The sequence below is a fragment of the Pseudomonas sp. BF-R-30 genome (genome assembly GCF_019956175.1).
In the GTDB taxonomy this organism is placed as follows: Bacteria; Pseudomonadota; Gammaproteobacteria; order Pseudomonadales; family Pseudomonadaceae; genus Aquipseudomonas; species Aquipseudomonas jessenii.
Genome location: NZ_JAHBDE010000075.1, coordinates 59,828 through 79,195, shown reverse-complemented (window position 1 = coordinate 79,195; position 19,368 = coordinate 59,828). Strand labels below are relative to the sequence as shown.

Here is a 19,368-nt window from a genome sequence, read left to right as displayed (position 1 = left end):
GCATGACCGCCGCCATCCAACGGCGACTGGAGATTCCAGAGCCGCAAAGCGCAGAGCGCACTGAGCTGCATCCCGAACTCAACCATGCCCACGTACGCTTCATCGGCCTGGGTAAAACCTACAACGGCCAGCAAGGACCGGTGGCCGCGTTGCACGGCATCGACCTGGCGATCCAGCGCGGCGAAGTGTTCGGCATCATCGGCCGCAGCGGCGCCGGCAAGTCGTCGCTGATCCGCACCATCAATCGCCTGGAACAGCCAAGCAGCGGTCGGGTGCTGATCGATCAAGTGGACATCGGCGAGTTCGACGAAGACCGACTGGTGGCGCTGCGGCGGCGCATCGGCATGATCTTCCAGCACTTCAACCTGATGTCGGCCAAGACCGTTTGGCAGAACGTCGAACTGCCGTTGAAAGTCGCTGGCGTGCCCAAGGAACAACGCGAGCGCAAAGTCCGTGAACTGCTGGAACTGGTGGGTTTGCAGGCCAAACACAAGGCTTACCCGGCGCAGTTGTCCGGCGGGCAGAAACAGCGCGTGGGCATTGCCCGGGCGCTGGTGCATGACCCGCAAATCCTGCTGTGTGACGAAGCCACCTCGGCACTGGACCCGGAGACTACGCAGTCGATTCTCGGCCTGCTGCGCGAGATCAATCAACGCCTGGGCCTGACCATTGTGCTGATCACCCACGAGATGGCGGTGATCCGTGAAATCTGTGACCGGGTGGTGGTGCTGGAGCACGGGAGAATCGTCGAGCAAGGCCCGGTCTGGGAAGTGTTCGGCAATCCACAGCATGAGGTCAGCAAGACATTGCTGGCGCCGTTGCAACACGCTTTGCCGCAAGAACTGCAAAGCCGTCTGTTGGCGCAATCGAATGCCTGCGACGCCGCTGTGGTCCTGCGCTTGCAGTTCACCGGCAGCCAACGCGACGAACCGGATCTGGCGGCACTGTTCAGCGCCCTCGGAGGCCGCGTGCGCTTGTTGCAAGGCGGCGTGGAACGGATTCAGGGCCATGCGCTTGGGCAACTGCTGCTGGCGGTGACCGGCTCGTCCCTCGATGCCGAGGAGTTGTGTCAGCGCGCCTCTCATTGGGCGCAACAGGTGGAGGTACTGGGTTATGTGGTTTGATCGCTTGCTGCAGGGCTTTATCGACACCTTCCTGATGGTCGGCGTGTCGTCGTTGATCGCGCTGTTGGCGGGCATTCCGCTGGCAGTGATCCTGGTCACCAGTTCCAAGGGCGGCATCTACGAAGCGCCAGCGCTGAACCGCGCTTTGGGCGCATTCGTGAACTTGTTCCGCTCGGTGCCTTTCCTGATCCTGATGGTCGCTTTGATTCCGTTCACCCGGCTCATCGTCGGCACCACTTACGGCGTGTGGGCCGCCGTGGTGCCGCTGACCATCGCCGCTACGCCTTTCTTTGCGCGCATTGCCGAAGTCAGCTTGCGCGAGGTCGACCACGGCTTGGTCGAAGCGGCGCAAGCCATGGGCTGCCGGCGCTGGCACATCGTCTGGCATGTGTTGTTGCCGGAAGCGCTGCCGGGGATTGTTGGAGGGTTCACCATCACCCTGGTGACGATGATCAACTCCTCGGCCATGGCCGGGGCGATTGGCGCCGGTGGACTGGGGGACATTGCCTATCGGTATGGGTATCAGCGGTTTGATAGCCAGATCATGTTGACGGTGATTGTGTTGCTGGTGGCGTTGGTGGCGGTGATTCAGCTCGGTGGGGATCGGTTGGCGCGGGGCCTCAACAAGCGGTAGCTCTGTAGGAGCGAGCCTGCTCGCGATGGAGGTCAACGATAACGCGGGAAGCCAGATTCCCCGTGGCGCCCTCAGGTTTTTCGCGAGCAAGCTCGCTCCTACACGAGTGGCGATCCTGGCGATATTTCGTACAAAGAAATCAGCGTTTCCGAAGGTCCGTTCCCTTTCCTTTGCAGGACATTTCCTAGATCATTTCGCTCGCTTGCGCCTGCCAAAACCGGTGGCTAGTCTCGGTCCGTCACTGCTCATCAGTGATCGGGTTTAGTAGCCCGGAACAATAGGCGCATAGCGATTCCATGCTCATGTCCGGCAAATTTTGCCGCATGCAGAATATGGTGGCTGTGCGTGGGGCACCTTCGGGTGCACCGGTTTTCCTATTGACCGGCCTACTAACCTGCGTACAGCCGCCACCCAATCGTTTAGTAGGCGATAAGTGATGGCTCCCATGCAGCAATAGGAGCAACACTCATGGAAAAATCCGTACCCGATCCGCCTCCCGAAAATCCCGACAACGAAACCATCACCGAAGACCCGCTCAGAGATCGCTCCGTGCTTTATCGGGCCATCGATTTCTACCTCACCGGCAAGCAACCCGCACCGCCCGATGAAATGCGCTTCTACAACGTCAGCAAAGACGTGAGTTTTGAAGACACCCAGTTGTATGTGGCCGATCTGCTGCGCTGTGCTTCGGTCACGGCGTATCAGTGTGGCGATCAACTCAAGGGCGCCGACCGTGCGATGGTGTACTCGATCTGGCATTTGCTGGAGATTGCCAAGGCGATGGTGGATCACTCCATTGAATGTCTGGGGATGAAAAAAAGTTGAGTCAGGCTCTAGTCATCCGTTATCAGTGATGCAGCTTTCGCGAGCAAGCCCGCTCCCACATCTGATCTCTGGCGAACACAAACCATTTGTTCGACTCGGTTAAATGTGGGAGCGGGCTTGCTCGCGAATGGCTGCGAAGCAGCCCCCAACCTGATGGCGTATATTGGCCAAATCTCTATTGCCCGCGCAGCCCGACAATGAAACAGACGCCCGACGACCTCGAACAGATCACCGCCACCACCCTGGGCCATTACAACGCAGTGGCCGAAGACTTCCGTGAAGGCACCCGCGATCACGACGTCAGCCAGAACATCGATGCCCTGCTGCGGCACATTCAGGGCGATGCGCCTTTCGACATTCTCGATTTCGGCTGCGGGCCGGGTCGGGATTTGCAAACCTTCACCCGCATGGGCCACAGGGCTGTCGGCCTCGACGGTTCGGAAAAACTCGCGCAGATGGCCCGTGAGGACAGTGGTTGCGAGGTCTGGCAGCAGGATTTCCTGAAGCTCGATCTGCCGGCCGAACGCTTCGACGGGATCTTTGCCAACGCGGTGCTGTTTCATGTTCCGCGTCAGGAGTTGCCACGGGTGTTGAAGCAGTTGTGGGGAGCGTTGAAACCGGGTGGCGTGTTGTTCAGTTCCAATCCTCGTGGGGACAATCAGGAAGGCTGGAACGGGCCGCGTTATGGGTCGTATCACGACCTGGCGGCCTGGCAGCATTTGTTGATCGAGGCGGGGTTTGTGGAGCTGGAGCATTACTACCGGCCGACAGGGCTACCGCGGGAGCAGCAGCCTTGGTTGGCGAGTGTCTGGCGCAAGGTGTAAAGCCCGCAGATTTGCGGTGGTTGTGCTGACGTCTTCGCGGGCAAGCCCGCTCCCACAGGGGAATGCATTCCAAATGTGGGAGCGGGCTTGCTCGCGAATAGAGCGCGAAGCGCTCGCCTTTACTGCACCTCTTTCTTCGGCTCGCGAATCTTGTACCAGGCCACATACAGCGCCGGCAAAAACAGCAGCGTCAGCAAGGTGGCGATAACGATCCCGCCGATCATCGCGTAGGCCATCGGCCCCCAGAACACTTCCCGGGCAATCGGGATCATCCCCATGCTCGCCGCCGCCGCGGTCAGCAGGATCGGCCGGCGCCGATGTTCGGTGGCCTGCACGACTGCATCCCACGGTGCATAGCCCTTCAGCTCGTATTCCTCGATCTGGGTCACCAGGATCACCGAGTTGCGAATGATGATACCGATCAGCGCCAGGATCCCGAGGATCGCCACGAAGCCCATCGGCGTACCGGTAGGCACCAGCGCGATCACCACGCCGATCAGCCCCAGCGGCGCAACGCTGGCCACCAGGAACAGCTTCTGCACGCTGTGCAGCTGGATCATCAGGAAGGTCGCCATCAAGAACAGCATCAGCGGCACAACCTTGGCAATCGGTCCCTGGGCCTTACCGCTTTCCTCCACCGTACCACCGGTGGCGACCTTGTAGCCCGCCGGCAATTTGGCAGCGAAATCGTCGATGGACGGCTTGAGGATTTTCACCAGGTCCGTCGGCTGGATCTCGTCGCGTATCGCTGCCTTGATGGTGATGGTCGGCAGGCGATCGCGACGCCACACCAGCGGCTGCTCCAGTTCGTAGCGCACCGTGGCGAACGCCAGCAGCGGAATCGACGTGCCGCTCGGCGTGACGATTTGCAGGTTCTGCAGGGTTTCCGGCGTACCGCGTTCGGAATCCACCGCGCGACCGACCACGTTGATCAGGTAAATGTCGTCATCGACCTGGGTCACCGACTGGCCGCTGACGATGCCGTTCATCAGGTTGGCCACATCCTCCGAAGACAACCCCAACTGCCGCGCTTTGTCCTGAGCGATGTCGATCCGCAGCACTTTGCCCGGTTCGTTCCAGTCGTAGATGATCTCGCCAATGTGCGGGTTCTTGTCCAGCTCAGTGGCCAGGTCGATGGCATGTCGGCGCACCTGGTCGACGTCCTTGCCGCTGACCCGGTACTGGATCGGACGCCCTACCGGCGGGCCCATTTCCAGTGCCTGGACATAACTGCCGATGCCAACGAAGTCGTTGCGCAAGCGCTCGCGAAGCTTCTGCATCATGGCCTCACGGGTATGGCCTTTGCTGACGATCACCAACTGCGCGTAGAACGGGTTTTGCAGTTGTTGGTCCAGTGGCAGATAGAAACGAATGGCACCCTGGCCGACGTAGGTGCTCCAGCGCACGATGTCCGGATCGTCCTTGAGCGTGGCTTCAAGGCGATCGACGGCCCGGCGGGTTTCGTCGATCGAGGCGTTTTGCGGCAGGTTCAGGTCCACCAGGATTTCCGGCCGATCCGAAGACGGGAAGAACTGGTTCTGCACGTAGCGCATGCTGAACACCGCCAGTACAAAGCACAGTACGGTGATGCCAATGGCCCACCAGCGATTGCGCATGCACCACAGCAGCCCGCCGTTGAACGCCTTGCCGATACGCCCGGGTTCGCCTTCATGGGGTTTCACGTTGGTACTGAGAATGTGCACGCCGATCACCGGCGCAAACAATACCGCCACCACCCACGACACCAACATCGCGCAGGCAATCACCGCAAACAGGGTGTAGGTGTATTCACCGGCCGAGCTGGCGTTCAAGCCGATCGGCACGAAGCCCGCCACCGTCACCAGCGTACCGGTGAGCATCGGGAACGCCGTGGAGGTGTAGGCGAAGGTCGCCGCCTGCTCCTTGGTCTCACCCAACTCCAGACGCGTAACCATCATTTCCACGGTGATCATCGCATCGTCCACCAGCAGACCGAGGGCGATGATCAGTGCACCGAGGGAAATCCGCTGCATGGTGATGCCGCTGTATTCCATGAATACGAACACCATCGCCAGCACCAACGGGATCGAGCACGCCACCACCAGCCCGGCACGCACGCCAAGGCTGACGAAGCTGACCAGCAGTACGATCACCACGGCCTCGAACAACGCGCTGGTAAAGCCGCCAACGGCCTCCTCCACCACCACGGCCTGGTCGGAGACGTTGTCAATGCCGACACCGACCGGCAGGTCGGCGGTCAACTCGTCGATACGGGTGTGCAGAGCCTTGCCGAACGCCTGGACGTTGCCACCCTTCTGCATGGCAATCGCCAGGCCGATGGCCGGTTTGCCGTTGAAGCGGAATTCCGGCGAGGCCGGATCGACGTAGCCGCGGCTGATTTCGGCAATGTCGGCCAGACGATAGAAGCGGTCATTGAGCTTGAGGTTGACCTCGGCCAGGTCTTTCTCCGAAGCGAACTGCCCCGAAGTGCGCACCGAAATCCGCTCCGGCCCGGCCTCGATGACACCCGCCGGGGTCACGGAGTTCTGGGTTTGCAGGCTCTGCACCACCTGACGCTGATCGATGCCCAGCGCAGCGAGTTTGCGCGTGGAGAAGTTCAGGTACAGCACTTCGTCCTGCTGGCCGACCATTTCGATCTTGCCCAGCCCCGGCACGCCGCGAATTTCCATGCGGGCCTGTTCCACGTAGTCGCGCAACTGACGCATGGTCAGGCCGTCGGCGGTGAAGGCGTAGATCGACCCGAAGACGTCACCGAACTCGTCGTTGAACGACGGCCCCTGTATGCCTTGCGGGAACTGGTATTTGATGTCGTTGATCTTCTTGCGCACCTGGTACCAGATTTCCGGGATGTCCTTGGCACTGGTGGTGTCGCGCAGGTTCACGTACACCGTCGATTCGCCGGGGCGCGTGTAGCTTTTCACATAGTCGAGGGAGTCGAGCTCCTCGAGCTTCTTCTCGATCCGGTCAGTGATCTGTTCGAGGGTTTCCTCCTGGGTCGCCCCCGGCCATTTGCTCTGGATCACCATGGTCTTGATGGTGAACGAAGGGTCTTCTTCGCGCCCCAGGTTGAAATACGAGAACACACCCATCAACAACGCGACGAACATCAGATACCAGATGAACGACTGATGCTTGAGGGCCCATTCCGAGAGGTTGAAAGGCCCTTTCATTGACTGTCCTCGTCGATTTTCACTGGTTGCCCCGGCTTGAGGCTGTTCACACCGGCACTGACCACCCGCTCGCCGTTCTTCACGCCGCCAGCCAGCACCACGGTGCTGTCGGTACGGCTGATCACGGTGATGTCACGGGGGGAGACGGTTTTACTCTGTGCATCAATCACCCAGATGCGTGGCTTGCCATCGACCTCCTGCAGCGCGGTGACAGGCAACTCGATACGCGGCTTGATCGCCGAGCTCAGGGTGACGCTGATGGCTGTGCCGAGGCGAAAGCCATCTGGTGTTTCAGCCAGGCTCAGGCGGGCGCGACGGGTGCGTGTGGCGCTTTGAGCCTGAGGTTCGATTTCACGGATGATGGCGGTGGTGTTGATGCTCGGATCCAGCTGCGCAGCGACCAGAAACACCACATCGCTGGGCAGTTGATCGACCAGGGTATCGGGCAGGTCGATCACCGCTTCCTTGATGTCCGGTTGCGCCAGAGTCACCACTTGCTGACCGGCCGTTACCACTTGCCCGGCCTCGGCGCTCCACTGGGTGACCACGGCTTTATGATCGGCGCGCAGCTCGGTGTAGCCCAGTTGGTCCTTGCTCTGGTTGACGGCCGCCCGGGCCTGATCGAGGGAGGCCTGGGTGGTTTTGAGGTCCGTGTTGGCCTCGTCGAGTTGCGCTTGCGCGCCGACCCCACGATCAAACAAGGCTTGCTGGCGCAGGGCACTGGCCTTGGCATTGATCAGTTGCGCCTGAATTTTCGACAGGTCACCCTGGGCCGAACGCAATTGGTTCTGCTGGTCGGAAGGGTCGAGGGTGGCGAGCAGCGTACCCTTCTCCACCGCGGCGCCGACATCGACGTTACGGCTGGCGATTCGCCCGCCCACGCGGAAGCCGGTATTGCTTTCATAACGCGCCTGGATGCTGCCGGCGAAGCGGCCCAGGTCCTCTTCGCTCAAGGTCTGGACCTTGATCGACAACACCGGCCGTACCGGCGCCGGCGGCGGTTCGTTTTTGGAACAGGCGCTCAGCACCAGCCCGATGGACAACGCCCATAAAGGCTTCATGGCTTGGCTCCCCACGTCAGATCCTTGTAAGTGTTTTCGGCAATTTCGACTTCCATGTCCGGGTGCAAGAGTTGTCCGCCGGCGATGATGACTTTGTCCCCGTCCTTCAACCCGCCGCTGATGATGACCTTGCCGGTCAGGTAGCGGCCGACCGTGACTGAATGCAATTGGGCCTTGCCCTTGTCGTCGACAATCCAGACAGCGGGGGCACTGATGTTTTTGGTCAGCGCCGACCACGGCAACTCGATGACCGACTTGCCCGATCCGCTGGCCGTGGCACTCACCACCGACCCCAACTGCATGCCGTCGGGCAGTTTGTCGAGGCCGACCTTGACCTGCACGGTTCCGGATTGCGCCGACACCGCCGGGGTGATTTCGCGTACGGTGCCAGTGGTTTTGATCGCAGGGTTATCGACCAGGCTGAGGACAATGGTGTGATCTCTCGGCTTCTCGGCCAGCAGCGATTCGTAGACGTTGAACACCGCATCCCGGTCGCCGTCACGGGCCAGGCTGAAGATCGGCATCGTCGCCTGCACCACCTGGCCGACTTCCGCCTGGCGCTCGGTAATGATCCCCGGTGCATCGGCGATCAGCGCCGTATAGCTCAACTGATCCTTGGCATTGGCCAACTGCGCCTTGGCAGCGCTCAGGGCGCTCTGGCTGCTGTGCAAGGTTGCCTGGGCCGAGTCGTATTCGCTCTGGCTGGTGTAACCCTTGGGCAGCAATTTTTGCTGACGCACGAACGCCGCCGCACTTTGCGTCACCCGCGCCTGCTCGGCGACGACTTGCGCCTGGGCCGAATCGACATTGGTCTGCAAATCCTTGGGGTCGAGCCGGGCCAGCACTTGCTTGGCGGTCACTCGATCACCGACGTCGACCGAGCGCTGGATGATCTTGCCACCCACGCGGAAAGACAGCTCCGTCTGTACCCGGGCCTGGATATCACCGGTGAGGGTAACCGGGACCGCGTAATCGGCCGGCTTGACGACTTGCACGAACACCCGTGGCAGGTATTCCTGCACGGGTTTTTTCTCGTCGCAAGCCGTCAGCAGGGTGACGACACTTAAGGCCATGACTACTTTAAATCCGGGAACCACCATGCAAACTCCTTGGCCTTTTCCATGTACAACTCGACAGAGAGCTTAGAACAGGATTGGAACCTTGCACGAGCGTCTTATGAAGAAAAAGCTCACACTCTTTCAGCCCTGAAACACTTGCCATAGACGCCTGTGCATGCCTGACAATGAGCCCCGGTCGATCCCCCATCAGGAACCCAAATGCTCAAGACCCTCGCGGTGGCCAATTACCGCTCGATCAACAAACTGGTGATCCCGCTGGGACGGCTGAATCTGATCACCGGCCCCAACGGCAGCGGCAAGTCCAACCTGTACCGCGCGCTGCGCCTGCTGGCGGAAACCGCCCACGGCGGGGTGGTCAATGCCCTGGCCCGTGAAGGTGGCCTGGATTCGACCTTCCCGGCCGGCCCGGAAACCATCTCCCGGCGCATGCGCACTGGCGAAGTCGCCATCGAGCCCACCGTGCGCCAGGGCGTCAAACGCCTGCGCCTGGGGTTTGCGGGAGAGGATTTCGGCTACTCGATCAGCCTCGGCCTGCCCGATTCCAACGGCCATTTCATGCTTCCCGGACGCAGCACGCCGATACCGTCTTACTTCAGCCTCGACCCGCAGATCAAACGCGAATGCCTGTGGGCCGGAGCGTTCTATCGCCCGGCCAGTCTGCTGGTCGATCGTGACGGCCCGATGATACGTGCCCGCGCCGATCGAAAGTGGGATGTATTGGCGCAGCACACGCCGACTTTCGACAGCCTGTTCGATCAGGTCGGCAGCCTGCGCAGTTCGCCGGAAGTGCTGGAGATGCGCGAGTTCATCCGCCGCTGGCGCTTCTACGATCACTTTCGCAGCGATGCCGACGCCCCGGCGCGGCAACCGCAACTGGGCACCCGCACGCCGGTGCTGCACCACGACGGACGCGATCTGGCGGCGGCCTTGCAGACGATCATCGAAATTGGCGACCCCGAGGCCTTGCGGGCGGCGATCAGCGACGCCTTCCCCGGCGCACGACTGAACATCGAACCTCTGCCGGGTGGGCGCTTCGCCATCGAGTTCTTTCAGGAAGGTTTGTTGCGGCCGCTGTCGGCCGCCGAGTTGTCGGACGGAACGTTGCGTTACCTGCTGCTGGTCGCAGCGCTGCTGACGCCACGCCCGCCGACGCTGATGGTGCTGAACGAACCGGAAACCAGCCTGCACCCGGATCTGCTGCCGGCGCTGGCGCGCTTGATCATCCGCGCGTCCGAGCAGTGCCAGGTATGGGTGGTGTCCCACGCCCGACGTTTGATTTCGGCGTTGCAGGAGGACCCGGAGTGCAATTGCATCGTGCTGGAGAAGAATCTCGGACAGACCGGGATTGTCGGGCAGCGGATGCTGGATGAGCCGGCGTGGTATTGGCCGGATTGAGATCTAGAGGTGGACCACTCAGGTCCTTCGAATTCTTTTGTTCGGTTTGAGCGGCGACCACTGACGCCTGGCCACCAGGATTGGCCAGTTAGTTCCTACTTCAAGCATTTCATCATAGGATCGCTTGCCAGCCAGCTTCAGGGGGCCTGATCTGAATGCGCCTGGTGATAGTGGCGGGGCCGAGGGCGAACCCGGGGCAAAAAAGGAAGGCGACTCAGGTGGTGCCGATGGCAGGAACCGGTCAGGCGGTGCCTCACCCGTTGTAACGACTCGCCCCTTGTTCTCCACAAAACGCTTCAAGGCAGGGACAGTCTTGGGATCACGCGCAGCCCAGTAAACAGTCGCTCTCGATACCAACGTAAGTCCCGCTAATCCTAATGCAATAAACCCGAGAGTTTTAGCTGCCTCAGAGTCCCCGGTAATACCCGCAACAGCACTGGCAACACCCGTCAGCGCTGAAGCCATCGTCGCCATTCCCGCCACAGTCGAGCCTGCTGCACCGAGGGTGTATTTGTAGGCTAACCGACCTGCTGCACCCCATTGCAAAGCATCCTTGGCCAACTTGAAGGGAATAGCGGGCGACATGGTAATTCGAGCATTGGCCACGCTGAACAGGCTCGTGATCAACCTGGCAAACTGCCCCGTCGGGTCACTGAAATTCACCGGGTCCCCCAGGCAATACGCATACGCATTCAGTCCGCCCCGCCCAAACGGGCTCAAGCTGTCCGGTCTGTTGAAGCGCATCAGCACCGGGTTGAACGCCCGATGCCCGTTACCCAGCAGATAATGGCCGGTGGCCGGATCGACCACTTCGCCGGTGAATCCGAGCAAACCACCGGGACCACTCTCGACCCGCCGATGACCGTAGGGCGCGTAGACCTGACGCACATCTCCGTCGGGGCCGGTCATCTGCAATACCGAGCGTTGCTGATCAGTGACCAGTAACAGGCTGTTGCGCTCGCCACCGTCCAACGATTGCACTGCCAGCCGTTGCCTGTCGTGTTGAAGCACGCTGTACGCATCCTGTCCTTTCAGTTGCGTCACCAGATGTTCGCCGCGGTAGAACCGGGTCAATTTTTCCAGCTCCAGCGGCTCCAGTTCGACCAGCCGATCCAGAGCATCATAGCGGTAGCGATTGAGGGGGCGAGTCATTGGGCTCATGAGGTTCAACTCCCGGCGAAGGAAGCAGTTTGCACCCGCTTGAATGCGCCGACACCTAGCAGAACTGTTAGTGCCGGGAGAAAGCCGTCGCCCGAATTTGCCCAGACAAGAGAGAACAGCTACTTTCCATTGCGCCGTAGGAAGGATCTTTTTTTCGAAACACCGCTCCAGGGACAAACCACTTTTGGCCAGAATCCCGGCCAAAATCTCACAAGGACGAGAACATGGCAGACGTACAACCGCCGCAACGGCTGGATCCGCAGGACATTCTGAAACTCTTGATGGCGTTGCGCAGGGCCTTGAAGGCCGGGCCGGCCTGAGCAATCCAGAGTCAACCGGCTCCCTGTGGCGAGGGGGCTTGCCCCCGTTGGGCTGCGAAGCGGCCCCAAACAGATCTCCCGCGCTCCCCTGGGCGAATGCTGCGCATTCGAACGGGGCGATGCGGCGCCCCGACAAGCCCCCCTCGCCACAAGAGCTCCCTCGCCACAGTTAAATCGAGCACCCATAAAAAAACGCCGACGCTAAATCAGCCGTCGGCGTTTGAAACCTTGAAGGGGTTTGCTTCGCGAATCAGAACGCAGGCAGTACCGCGCCGCTGTACTTCTTCTCGATGAAGGCTTTCACTTCCGGGCTGGTCAGGGCCTTGGCCAGTTTCTGGATGGCAACGCTGTCCTTGTTGTCCGGACGGGCCACCAGGAAGTTCACATAAGGCGAATCGGCACCTTCGATCACCAGGGCGTCTTTAGCCGGGTTCAGACCCGCTTCCAGCGCGTAGTTGGTATTGATCATGTCCAGGTCGATCTGATCCAGCACGCGCGGCAACATCGCGGACTCGAGCTCCTTGAACTTGAAGTTGTGCGGGTTCTTGGCGATGTCTTTCGGCGTGGCCAGGGCGTTTTTCGGGTCTTTCAACTCGATCAGGCCAGCCTTCTGCAGCAGGATCAGGGCACGGCCGCTGTTGCTGCCTTCGTTCGGGATGGCGATGGTCGCGCCGTCTTTCAGTTCAGCCAGGGTTTTGACTTTTTTCGAGTAGCCGCCGAAGGGTTCAACGTGAACACCGATCACGGTTTCCAGGTGAGTGCCTTTGCCTTCGTTGAAGCTCTTCAGGTACGGCAGGGTCTGGAAGTAGTTGGCGTCCAGACGCTTCTGATCGACCTGCACGTTCGGCTGAACATAGTCGGTGAAGACTTTGATTTCCAGGTCCACGCCTTCTTTGGCGAGGGTTGGCTTGATCAGCTCGAGAATCTCGGCGTGTGGAACCGGGGTCGCGGCAACCACCAGTTTCTCGCCAGCCTGGGCCAGGCCCGCGGTCAGGGCAGCCGCCAGTGCGGTGAACAACAGAACCTTTTTCATGCAGTGTCCTTATCGAGAATCACAGTCGCTTGTGGCGACGGCTTGAACATGAGAGTGCCAGTGAAGTGCTATCGCTGGCGTGAAGCGGACAATACCGGGATTTTTTATTCCCGAACAATAACGTTTATTCAGCTTCATATTCCATTTTGTTCATACAGCTGTAGGAGCGAGCTTGCTCGCGATGGTCGCCAGGACAACGCGGGCATTCAGAAAACCCGCGTCATCGTTGAAGACCATCGCGAGCAGGCTCGCTCCTACAGGAGGCCGGTGCCTTTAAGTATTTGTTTCAAGGCGTCTTTTTCGGCGTCGGTACCGTTGCCAAGAATCTGCTTGAGCTGCTTTTCGATCTGTCCCAGACCTTCATCAGGCAAATTCAAATGCTCCGGCAAGATCTCGTCGCCGGTACTCACCAACAGCGCAAAGTGGATGACGTTTTCCAGTTCCCGGGTATTGCCCGGCCATCTGTGGCGTTCCAGCACGCGTTGCGCGGCCTCGCTGATCAGCGGCACCGGCAGCTCCAGGCGTTGGCTGTAGATGCCGAGGAAGTACTCCGCCAGCGAGAGGATATCCCCCACCCGCTCGCGTAGTGCCGGCAGCTCGAGTTGGCCTTCGCTGAGGTAGTGATAAAGGCGTTCATGGAATTTTCCGGCGGCAACCGCCTGGGCCAGATCGATGCTGGTGGCCGCCACCAGACGCACATCCACCGGGCTCGGCTGATGGGCTCCGACGCGGGTGACTTCGTGGTTCTCCAGGGCAGCGAGCAATTTGATCTGGATCGGCAACGGCAGGTCGCCGATTTCGTCCAGATACAGCGTGCCGCCATTGGCCGAACCGAACCACCCGGCGCGGCTGCTCGCCGAGCCGCTGTAGCTGCCCGCCGCATAGCCGAACAATTCGGCGTCGGCGTAGGTCGGGCTGATGGCGCCGCAGTTGACCGACACGAACAACCCGCCGCGATCACTGGCACGGTGGATATGGCGGGCCAGCAACTCCTTGCCGGTGCCGGTTTCGCCACGGATAAGCACTGACACTGAACGCGTGGCCAGTTGCTCAAGGTCTTCACGTAATTGTCGTGAACGCGGATCGACAAACACCAGCGCCTTGGCGCGGATGCTCAGGGGACTTTTTTCCGCATCGGGAAAGGTCAGCAGCGGCTGGCCGAAGGTTTCAAAGCTCATGGCAGACTCCCGCCCAAAACCGCCGGGAGACGGGGGCGTTAAATAAAGAAAGTGTTCAAGCGCGGCGCAGGGCGTGGTGTTCCATGCGGTTTTGCAGTCGATAGAGGTAGGCAAAACCTTGCTCCCAACGCTGGTGACCGGACTTCACGTTGATGTGCCCTGCCCCCGCCAGAATCCCCGCCTCGGCGCCCCAGTTACGCGCCAGCTCCAGGGCCCGCGGTGCACTGACGGCGCTGTCGTTGTCGGAGCTGACAACCTGGCTGGGGAACGGCAGCAGATCCGTCGGTATCGGTGCGAAATTGCGCAACGCCGGCGCGCAAGCCGGGCGTTCGACATCTGCCGGTGCGACGAGCAAGGCGCCGCGCACTTGACGCAAAAACTGCACGGGGGCACTCGCGGCCCAATGGGCGACGGTGATGCAACCCAGGCTGTGGGCAATGAGAATCACCGGCGTGCTGTCGGCGGCAATCGCCTCGGCCAGCGCCGCGACCCAGTCTTCACGGCGCGGCGTCAACCAGTCAGCCTGTTCCACCCGTGCGCTATTCGGCAGGCTGTTCTGCCAGTGGCTTTGCCAATGATCTTCTGGCGATCCTTGCCAGCCCGGCACAATCAGGTAGCGAATTGATTCGTTGCGCATGGGGGAGCTCTCCTGCGTGTCTGTTCCCGGTCGAGTATAGGGAGAGGATTTATATTCGTTAAGGAATAAGAAGCTATTTGTTAAGACCAGTATCGAATATACAATTCAATCTAATGTGGGAGCGGGCTTGCTCGCGAAGGGGCCATCAGATCCAACATCCTTGTCGCCTGACACTCTGCATTCGCGAGCAAGCCCGCTCCCACAGGGGGTTTGTGGTGTTACTGAAATCGAGGCATAAAAAAAGGGCCGCACCCTGCCAAGGAGACGGCCCCGGAAAACGAAAATCCGTTAACGCGCAGTAATCACCGACAGCCTGCTAATCCCTGCCCGTTCAATCGACGCCATGGCCCGTGCCACTTCGCCGTAATTCACCCCATCGTCCGCCTGCAACTGCACGCGCACCTCGGGGTCCTTGGCCTTCGCCGACTTGAGGTTGAACTCCAGCAAGTCCGGCTGTATCTCGTCCTTGTTGATAAACAGTTTGCCGGCACCGTCGATGCTCACCACCAACGGGTCTTTCTGCTCCACCGGCGCCACCGCTTCGGTCTTGGGCAGGTTGATCGGAATCGCGTTGGTCAGCAGCGGTGCGGTGACGATGAACACCACCAGCAACACCAGCATCACATCCACCAGCGGCGTAACGTTGATCTCACTGAGCACCTCATCGGTGTCTTGCGTGGAGAAGGCCATATCAGGACGCCTCCTTCACTTTCTGCACGCTGCCCTGGGCCGCCACTTTGTGCGCCGTCGGGTGGATCAGCACACGGAACGAACTCTTCTGCGCCAGGCTGTAGAAGTCGTGGGCGAAGTCATCCAGGTCCGCCGCCGTCAGTTTTAAACGACGCAAAAAATAGTTGTAAACCAGCACCGCCGGCACCGCGACGGCGATCCCTACGCCGGTGGCGACCAGTGCCGCGCCAATCGGCCCGGCGACCGTTTCAAGGCTTGCCGAGCCCGCCGCGCTGATGCCTTTCAACGCTTCCATGATTCCCCACACCGTGCCGAACAAACCAATGAACGGCGAGGTGCTGCCAATGCTCGCGAGTACCGCCAACCCGGTTTCCAGCGACCGGCGCTCGCGCACGATCTGCTGTCGCAAGGCACGCTCCAGACGATCCTGATGATTGATCGCCTGGCTCAAGTCCGCCGCCTGCGGCGCCTCGCCCACCTGGATGGCCGCATAACCGGCCTGTGCAACCCGGGCTGCCGCTCCGGGCCTGGTTTCGCTCAGTTCGGCCGCCGAGTCGAGACTCGAAGCGGCCCAGAACTGTTGATGAAACTTTCGATCCTGTGCCTTGAGGCGACCGAACTGCACGCCCTTGAGCAATGCCAGACCCCAGGTCGCGACGGAAAAAACCACCAGCAGCCAGATCACCGCGCTTTCGATGGATTCAAGTGGAGATGCCAGTAACGTCATGATGTATTCCTCGTGTAAACGTTTCGCGCGAATTTGGTTTCGGTTTAATGAATCTTGAAATCGATGGGCACGCTGACCCAACCGTCCTGGGCGACATCACCCTGCTTGGCCGGCACGAAACTCCAGCGCTTCACCGCGTTCAGCGCTGCTTCGTCCAACGCCTCGCGGCCGCTGCTTTTCTGGATCTGGACCTCGCCGGGCTTGCCGCTGGCCAGCACATGCACGCGCAACAACACCGTGCCTTCCCAGCCACGACGCTGGGCCAGCGAGGGGTATTCCGGTGCCGGGTTTTTCAAGTAGCCCGCGTTCGCTGAAGCAGGTGTCACGGGAGCTGGGGCCGGGGGAGCAGGTGGCGCAGGAGCCGCTACGGGCGCTGCCGGTTTCGGCGGCGCGGGTGGTTGCTCAACGGCCTTGGGCGCCGGTTTCGGTATCGGCTTGGCAACCGGTTTGGGCTTGGGAACCGGCTTCGGTGGCGGCGGCTTCACAGCCAGTTCCTCTTCCACGGGCGCAGGCGGCTCAACCACTGGCTGAACAGGTTGCGGTGGCGGCGGCTCGACCACCGGTGGCGCCGGACGCGAGAACTCGATGGTCATCGGCGGAATCTGCGGTGGCACGATGGGCAGCACGGTGGTCGGTTGCTGATTGACCCAATAGATCACCGCGCCATGCACCAGCAACGCCAGCAAGCCCAGCACGATCGTTTCCCGTCGGCGAAGGACGCCTTTTGGCGCGCGCTGCAAACGCAACTGACCCAAGGGCACCCGGTGCGGTCGGCCGAGGTCGACCAGCTCACCACCGGGTGCCTGGCGCCACAGCACTTCATGTGCACCGGCGGCGGTCTGGACATTGCCCATTGTTTAACTCCCTGCGGTCTCTTTGCGGATTACCGGAACGTCGTGCTGAACATCCCCCGACGACGTCCTGGTAGAGCAATCATTGGCTTGAACGCTTAGTTCTGAAAGTAATGTTTAAATTTATGTTTAGATCTTTAGCGAATATATAAAACCATCAACCCACCGCCAGAGCCCGCCGTTCAAGGGCTCCGGCGTAGTGGAAAAAAACCGATGCCTTGCCCGCATTGAAAGTATTCATCCAAGGCATGGTTTTTCTCCGTCAGAAGTCGTATCGACCGGTCACGCCCAGCGTCCGCGGTGTGCCGAGCAGGCCTTCATAACCGCCATTGGCGGCCGTCCACAGCGTCGTGTAGTAGGTTTTGTCGAAGGCGTTTTTCAGCCACAGCGAAACGTCCCACTGCCCCTGGTTGAAGTCGCCGCGAAGGCCGGTGGACAGGTTGACCACCGCATAACTCGGAATCTGCCCGAAGTCGGAATCTTCCACCGTGCCCACCGCTTTGGAGCGGAACGCATAGCTGGCGGTGACGTACTCTTCGAAGCCGTTGCTCAGGTTCCATTTGTATTCGCCATTGGCGTTGCCGATCCATTTCGAAGCACCGACCACTTGATGGCCGCTGAGGTCGCAGGACGCTGGAGCGCCCGGCGCCAGGCTGACTTCCGGCGGGCACGGCGCGTCCTTGTAGGAGAGGTAGCTGACGTCGTTGTACGAGCCGTTGATGTTCAGCGTCAGGCCACGCAGCGGGATCAGGGTGCTTTCGAACTCCACGCCACGGGAGCGCACGGAGCCGGCGTTCGTCAGGTATTGCACGCGATTGATGGCGTCGTAGGCGTTGGTCTGATAGCCGTTGACCTGGGTCCAGAACAGGTTGGCATTGAGTTGCAGGCGACGGTCCCACAGGGTGCTCTTGAAACCGAGCTCGGCGTTATTGGCGCGCTCGGTGCCGATCAGCAGCGAGTCGGCGCCGGCAACCGCTGCCGTGCCTACCGCCAGATTGACCCCGCCGGACTTTTCGCCATGGGACAAGGTGGCGTATGTGAGCAGGTCGTCGGTGATGCGGTAGCTGAGGTTCAATAGACCCGAGGGGCTGGAGCTGTACTGATTCAGATCGCCGGAATCGAAAGCGCCGGCACGACCGCGCCGTGCTGCGGCGGCCGCACCGGTTACCGTAACGCCACCGACCGGTGCCTCGCGCGTGACATTGGCGTTTTTCTCTTCATAGGTGCCACGTAGCCCGGCGGTGAAATCCAGGCGTTCGGTCAAGTGCCAGGTGCCTTGGGCGAACAGCGCAAAGCTGTTGGTTTCGATATGACCGTTGCCGACGCTGTCGATGTTGTTCAGCGCACCGTTAGGTGTACCGCTCCAGATGTCCGCTTGCGGTCCGTAGAAGGTGAAGGATTTGTTGTCCAGGTCGGAACCGAAGTAGTAGGCGCCGAGCACGTAATCGAAGAGTCCACCGGTAGGCGACGCCAGGCGAAACTCCTGAGAGTACTGCTTATCCTCCACCGAAACGCCAGCGTTGTGGAAGGCGGATACGTTCAGACCATCATCGTTGCGCGGGGTGAAATTCCACCAGCGATAGGAGCTGATAGAGGTCAGGGTGAAGTCGCTTGGCAGCGTCCAGTTGGCCTCGACCGAAGTACCACCCTGATGCACGGTGACGTGCTGTTCGTTGTTCAGGTTGACCTTGCGGTGCGTGCCGTCGACCAGTGTCGCGCCCGCCGCGTTGGCCCGGGTCTGATACAGGTTGGTGCCATTGATGGTTGGGCCGGTGTTGTACAACACACGGGTGCCGGCGCTGGAATCTTCCTCGTTGTAGTCGCCGATCCAGCGCAAGTTGAACGACTCGTTAGGCTTGAACAGCAACTGCCCACGGAAGCCTTCGCGGGAGCCACCGTTCAAATCGTGGCCGTCGAATTCATTCTTGATGTCACCGTCGCTGCGGGTGCGATACGCGGAAAAACGTCCCGCCAGCTCGTCGTTCAGCGGGCCGGAAATCGTGCCCTTGGTCTGGAAGTAGCCATCCTCGCCCACCGAAGATTCGATGCTGCGTTCAGGGGTAAAGGTCGGCGCGCGGGTGCTGATGTTGATCACGCCGGCGGTGGTGTTCTTGCCGAACAAGGTGCCTTGCGGACCACGCAGCACTTCGAGTTGCTCGATGTCCATCAGGTCGAATACAGCCATGCCGGGGCGGCCGAGGTAAACGTTGTCGATGTACAGGCCGACACTGCCTTCCAGGCCATCGCTGGCCGGGTTGTTGCCCAGGCCACGGATCGACACGCTGGACTGGCGCGCATGCATGTAGGCGACGTTGACGCTCGGCACCAGTTGCTGCAGATCCTGGATGCGATAGACCCGCTGGGTTTCCAGGGTCTGGCCACTGACCACGCTCATCGGCGTCGGCACATCCTGAGAACTTTCTTCGCGGCGGCGAGTGGTGACCGTCACGGTTTCCAATTGCGCGCTGTCGGCCGTGGCGGCCTTGACCGGAATGGATTCCGGGGTGGCGCTGTCGGCTGCATAGCCTTGGGTCCAACTGGCGCTGCCTGCCAGCAACAAGGCCAGTGGCAGGCGTTTGAGCCGTTGGGGTGAAGAGGTTGAAGCGAGGTGCAACGGACTCATAAGGCGGGGTTCCCGATCAAAGTAAATGCTGTGTTG

16 protein-coding genes are annotated in these 19,368 nt (G+C 60.7%); 5 read left to right on the top strand and 11 right to left on the bottom strand.

The annotated features are described in order from the left end of the window. Positions 1–2 precede the first annotated feature (2 nt). The 4 genes from KGB20_RS27215 (at position 3) to KGB20_RS27200 (ending at position 3,407) form a co-directional block, all read left to right on the top strand. Positions 3–1,124 carry a methionine ABC transporter ATP-binding protein gene (locus KGB20_RS27215; protein ID WP_154910741.1) on the top strand — a complete coding sequence of 374 codons (1,122 nt, stop codon included), beginning with the start codon at positions 3–5 and terminating at the stop codon, positions 1,122–1,124. Continuing rightward, a complete protein-coding gene (locus KGB20_RS27210; RefSeq protein WP_057712488.1) occupies positions 1,114–1,758 on the top strand; it encodes a methionine ABC transporter permease in 645 nt (214 codons plus the stop codon). The genes KGB20_RS27215 and KGB20_RS27210 overlap by 11 nt, the downstream gene beginning before the upstream one ends. A 468-nt stretch (positions 1,759–2,226) precedes the next feature. Next, entirely contained in the window at positions 2,227–2,583 is a 357-nt protein-coding gene (locus KGB20_RS27205; RefSeq protein ID WP_154910743.1) for a DUF6124 family protein, read from the top strand. Between the two features lie 197 nt (positions 2,584–2,780). Further along, positions 2,781–3,407, top strand: a complete 627-nt coding sequence (locus KGB20_RS27200; RefSeq protein ID WP_150812055.1) for a class I SAM-dependent methyltransferase — start codon at positions 2,781–2,783, stop codon at positions 3,405–3,407. A 119-nt stretch (positions 3,408–3,526) separates the two neighbouring features. Here the strand turns inward: KGB20_RS27200 and KGB20_RS27195 are convergent, their stop codons facing one another. The 3 genes from KGB20_RS27195 to KGB20_RS27185 are packed head-to-tail and all read right to left on the bottom strand — an operon-like array spanning position 3,527 to position 8,738. Then, complete coding sequence (locus tag KGB20_RS27195) at positions 3,527–6,577, bottom strand: efflux RND transporter permease subunit (RefSeq protein ID WP_154910744.1); 3,051 nt, start codon at positions 6,575–6,577, stop codon at positions 3,527–3,529. Beyond that, on the bottom strand, positions 6,574–7,638 hold the full coding sequence (locus tag KGB20_RS27190) for an efflux RND transporter periplasmic adaptor subunit (protein WP_154910745.1): 1,065 nt from the start codon (positions 7,636–7,638) through the stop codon (positions 6,574–6,576). The genes KGB20_RS27195 and KGB20_RS27190 overlap by 4 nt, the downstream gene beginning before the upstream one ends. Continuing rightward, positions 7,635–8,738 carry an efflux RND transporter periplasmic adaptor subunit gene (locus KGB20_RS27185; protein WP_057712492.1) on the bottom strand — a complete coding sequence of 368 codons (1,104 nt, stop codon included), beginning with the start codon at positions 8,736–8,738 and terminating at the stop codon, positions 7,635–7,637. The genes KGB20_RS27190 and KGB20_RS27185 overlap by 4 nt, the downstream gene beginning before the upstream one ends. Before the next feature lie 177 nt (positions 8,739–8,915). Between KGB20_RS27185 and KGB20_RS27180 the strand changes: the two genes are divergently transcribed. Further along, positions 8,916–10,112, top strand: coding sequence for an AAA family ATPase (locus tag KGB20_RS27180; protein WP_154910746.1), 1,197 nt, complete (start codon positions 8,916–8,918; stop codon positions 10,110–10,112). Between the two features lie 18 nt (positions 10,113–10,130). Here KGB20_RS27180 and KGB20_RS27175 read toward each other — a convergent pair whose 3' ends face one another. The 8 genes from KGB20_RS27175 to KGB20_RS27140 all read right to left on the bottom strand — a co-directional run bounded on the left by KGB20_RS27175 (position 10,131) and on the right by KGB20_RS27140 (position 19,332). Beyond that, positions 10,131–11,273, bottom strand: a complete 1,143-nt coding sequence (locus KGB20_RS27175; protein WP_154910747.1) for an RHS repeat-associated core domain-containing protein — start codon at positions 11,271–11,273, stop codon at positions 10,131–10,133. A 570-nt stretch (positions 11,274–11,843) separates the two neighbouring features. Next, the gene (locus KGB20_RS27170; RefSeq protein ID WP_223533227.1) at positions 11,844–12,626 is read right to left on the bottom strand and encodes a MetQ/NlpA family ABC transporter substrate-binding protein; all 783 of its coding nucleotides are present in this window, start codon (positions 12,624–12,626) and stop codon (positions 11,844–11,846) included. 254 nt (positions 12,627–12,880) lie between these two features. Next, on the bottom strand, positions 12,881–13,804 hold the full coding sequence (locus KGB20_RS27165; protein WP_154910748.1) for a sigma 54-interacting transcriptional regulator: 924 nt from the start codon (positions 13,802–13,804) through the stop codon (positions 12,881–12,883). A gap of 55 nt (positions 13,805–13,859) precedes the next feature. After that, positions 13,860–14,441 (bottom strand): alpha/beta hydrolase, encoded by a 582-nt coding sequence (locus tag KGB20_RS27160; RefSeq protein ID WP_008045411.1) that lies wholly within the window; start codon positions 14,439–14,441, stop codon positions 13,860–13,862. Positions 14,442–14,729: 288 nt separating this feature from the next. Beyond that, a complete protein-coding gene (locus KGB20_RS27155; protein WP_223533225.1) occupies positions 14,730–15,131 on the bottom strand; it encodes an ExbD/TolR family protein in 402 nt (133 codons plus the stop codon). Position 15,132: 1 nt separating this feature from the next. Next, positions 15,133–15,858, bottom strand: a complete 726-nt coding sequence (locus KGB20_RS27150; RefSeq protein ID WP_057712499.1) for a MotA/TolQ/ExbB proton channel family protein — start codon at positions 15,856–15,858, stop codon at positions 15,133–15,135. Positions 15,859–15,902: 44 nt separating this feature from the next. Next, positions 15,903–16,712, bottom strand: coding sequence for an energy transducer TonB (locus KGB20_RS27145; protein WP_154910749.1), 810 nt, complete (start codon positions 16,710–16,712; stop codon positions 15,903–15,905). Positions 16,713–16,971: 259 nt separating this feature from the next. Next, the gene (locus KGB20_RS27140) at positions 16,972–19,332 is read right to left on the bottom strand and encodes a TonB-dependent receptor (protein ID WP_154910750.1); all 2,361 of its coding nucleotides are present in this window, start codon (positions 19,330–19,332) and stop codon (positions 16,972–16,974) included. Positions 19,333–19,368 lie beyond the last annotated feature (36 nt).

Coding starts and splice junctions, on each gene's coding strand:
- KGB20_RS27215 (WP_154910741.1), top strand. CDS start 3: ATGACCGCCGCCATCCAACGGCGACTGGAGATTCCAGAGCCGCAAAGC.
- KGB20_RS27210 (WP_057712488.1), top strand. CDS start 1,114: ATGTGGTTTGATCGCTTGCTGCAGGGCTTTATCGACACCTTCCTGATG.
- KGB20_RS27205 (WP_154910743.1), top strand. CDS start 2,227: ATGGAAAAATCCGTACCCGATCCGCCTCCCGAAAATCCCGACAACGAA.
- KGB20_RS27200 (WP_150812055.1), top strand. CDS start 2,781: ATGAAACAGACGCCCGACGACCTCGAACAGATCACCGCCACCACCCTG.
- KGB20_RS27195 (WP_154910744.1), bottom strand. CDS start 6,577: ATGAAAGGGCCTTTCAACCTCTCGGAATGGGCCCTCAAGCATCAGTCG.
- KGB20_RS27190 (WP_154910745.1), bottom strand. CDS start 7,638: ATGAAGCCTTTATGGGCGTTGTCCATCGGGCTGGTGCTGAGCGCCTGT.
- KGB20_RS27185 (WP_057712492.1), bottom strand. CDS start 8,738: ATGGTGGTTCCCGGATTTAAAGTAGTCATGGCCTTAAGTGTCGTCACC.
- KGB20_RS27180 (WP_154910746.1), top strand. CDS start 8,916: ATGCTCAAGACCCTCGCGGTGGCCAATTACCGCTCGATCAACAAACTG.
- KGB20_RS27175 (WP_154910747.1), bottom strand. CDS start 11,273: ATGAGCCCAATGACTCGCCCCCTCAATCGCTACCGCTATGATGCTCTG.
- KGB20_RS27170 (WP_223533227.1), bottom strand. CDS start 12,626: ATGAAAAAGGTTCTGTTGTTCACCGCACTGGCGGCTGCCCTGACCGCG.
- KGB20_RS27165 (WP_154910748.1), bottom strand. CDS start 13,804: ATGAGCTTTGAAACCTTCGGCCAGCCGCTGCTGACCTTTCCCGATGCG.
- KGB20_RS27160 (WP_008045411.1), bottom strand. CDS start 14,441: ATGCGCAACGAATCAATTCGCTACCTGATTGTGCCGGGCTGGCAAGGA.
- KGB20_RS27155 (WP_223533225.1), bottom strand. CDS start 15,131: ATGGCCTTCTCCACGCAAGACACCGATGAGGTGCTCAGTGAGATCAAC.
- KGB20_RS27150 (WP_057712499.1), bottom strand. CDS start 15,858: ATGACGTTACTGGCATCTCCACTTGAATCCATCGAAAGCGCGGTGATC.
- KGB20_RS27145 (WP_154910749.1), bottom strand. CDS start 16,712: ATGGGCAATGTCCAGACCGCCGCCGGTGCACATGAAGTGCTGTGGCGC.
- KGB20_RS27140 (WP_154910750.1), bottom strand. CDS start 19,332: ATGAGTCCGTTGCACCTCGCTTCAACCTCTTCACCCCAACGGCTCAAA.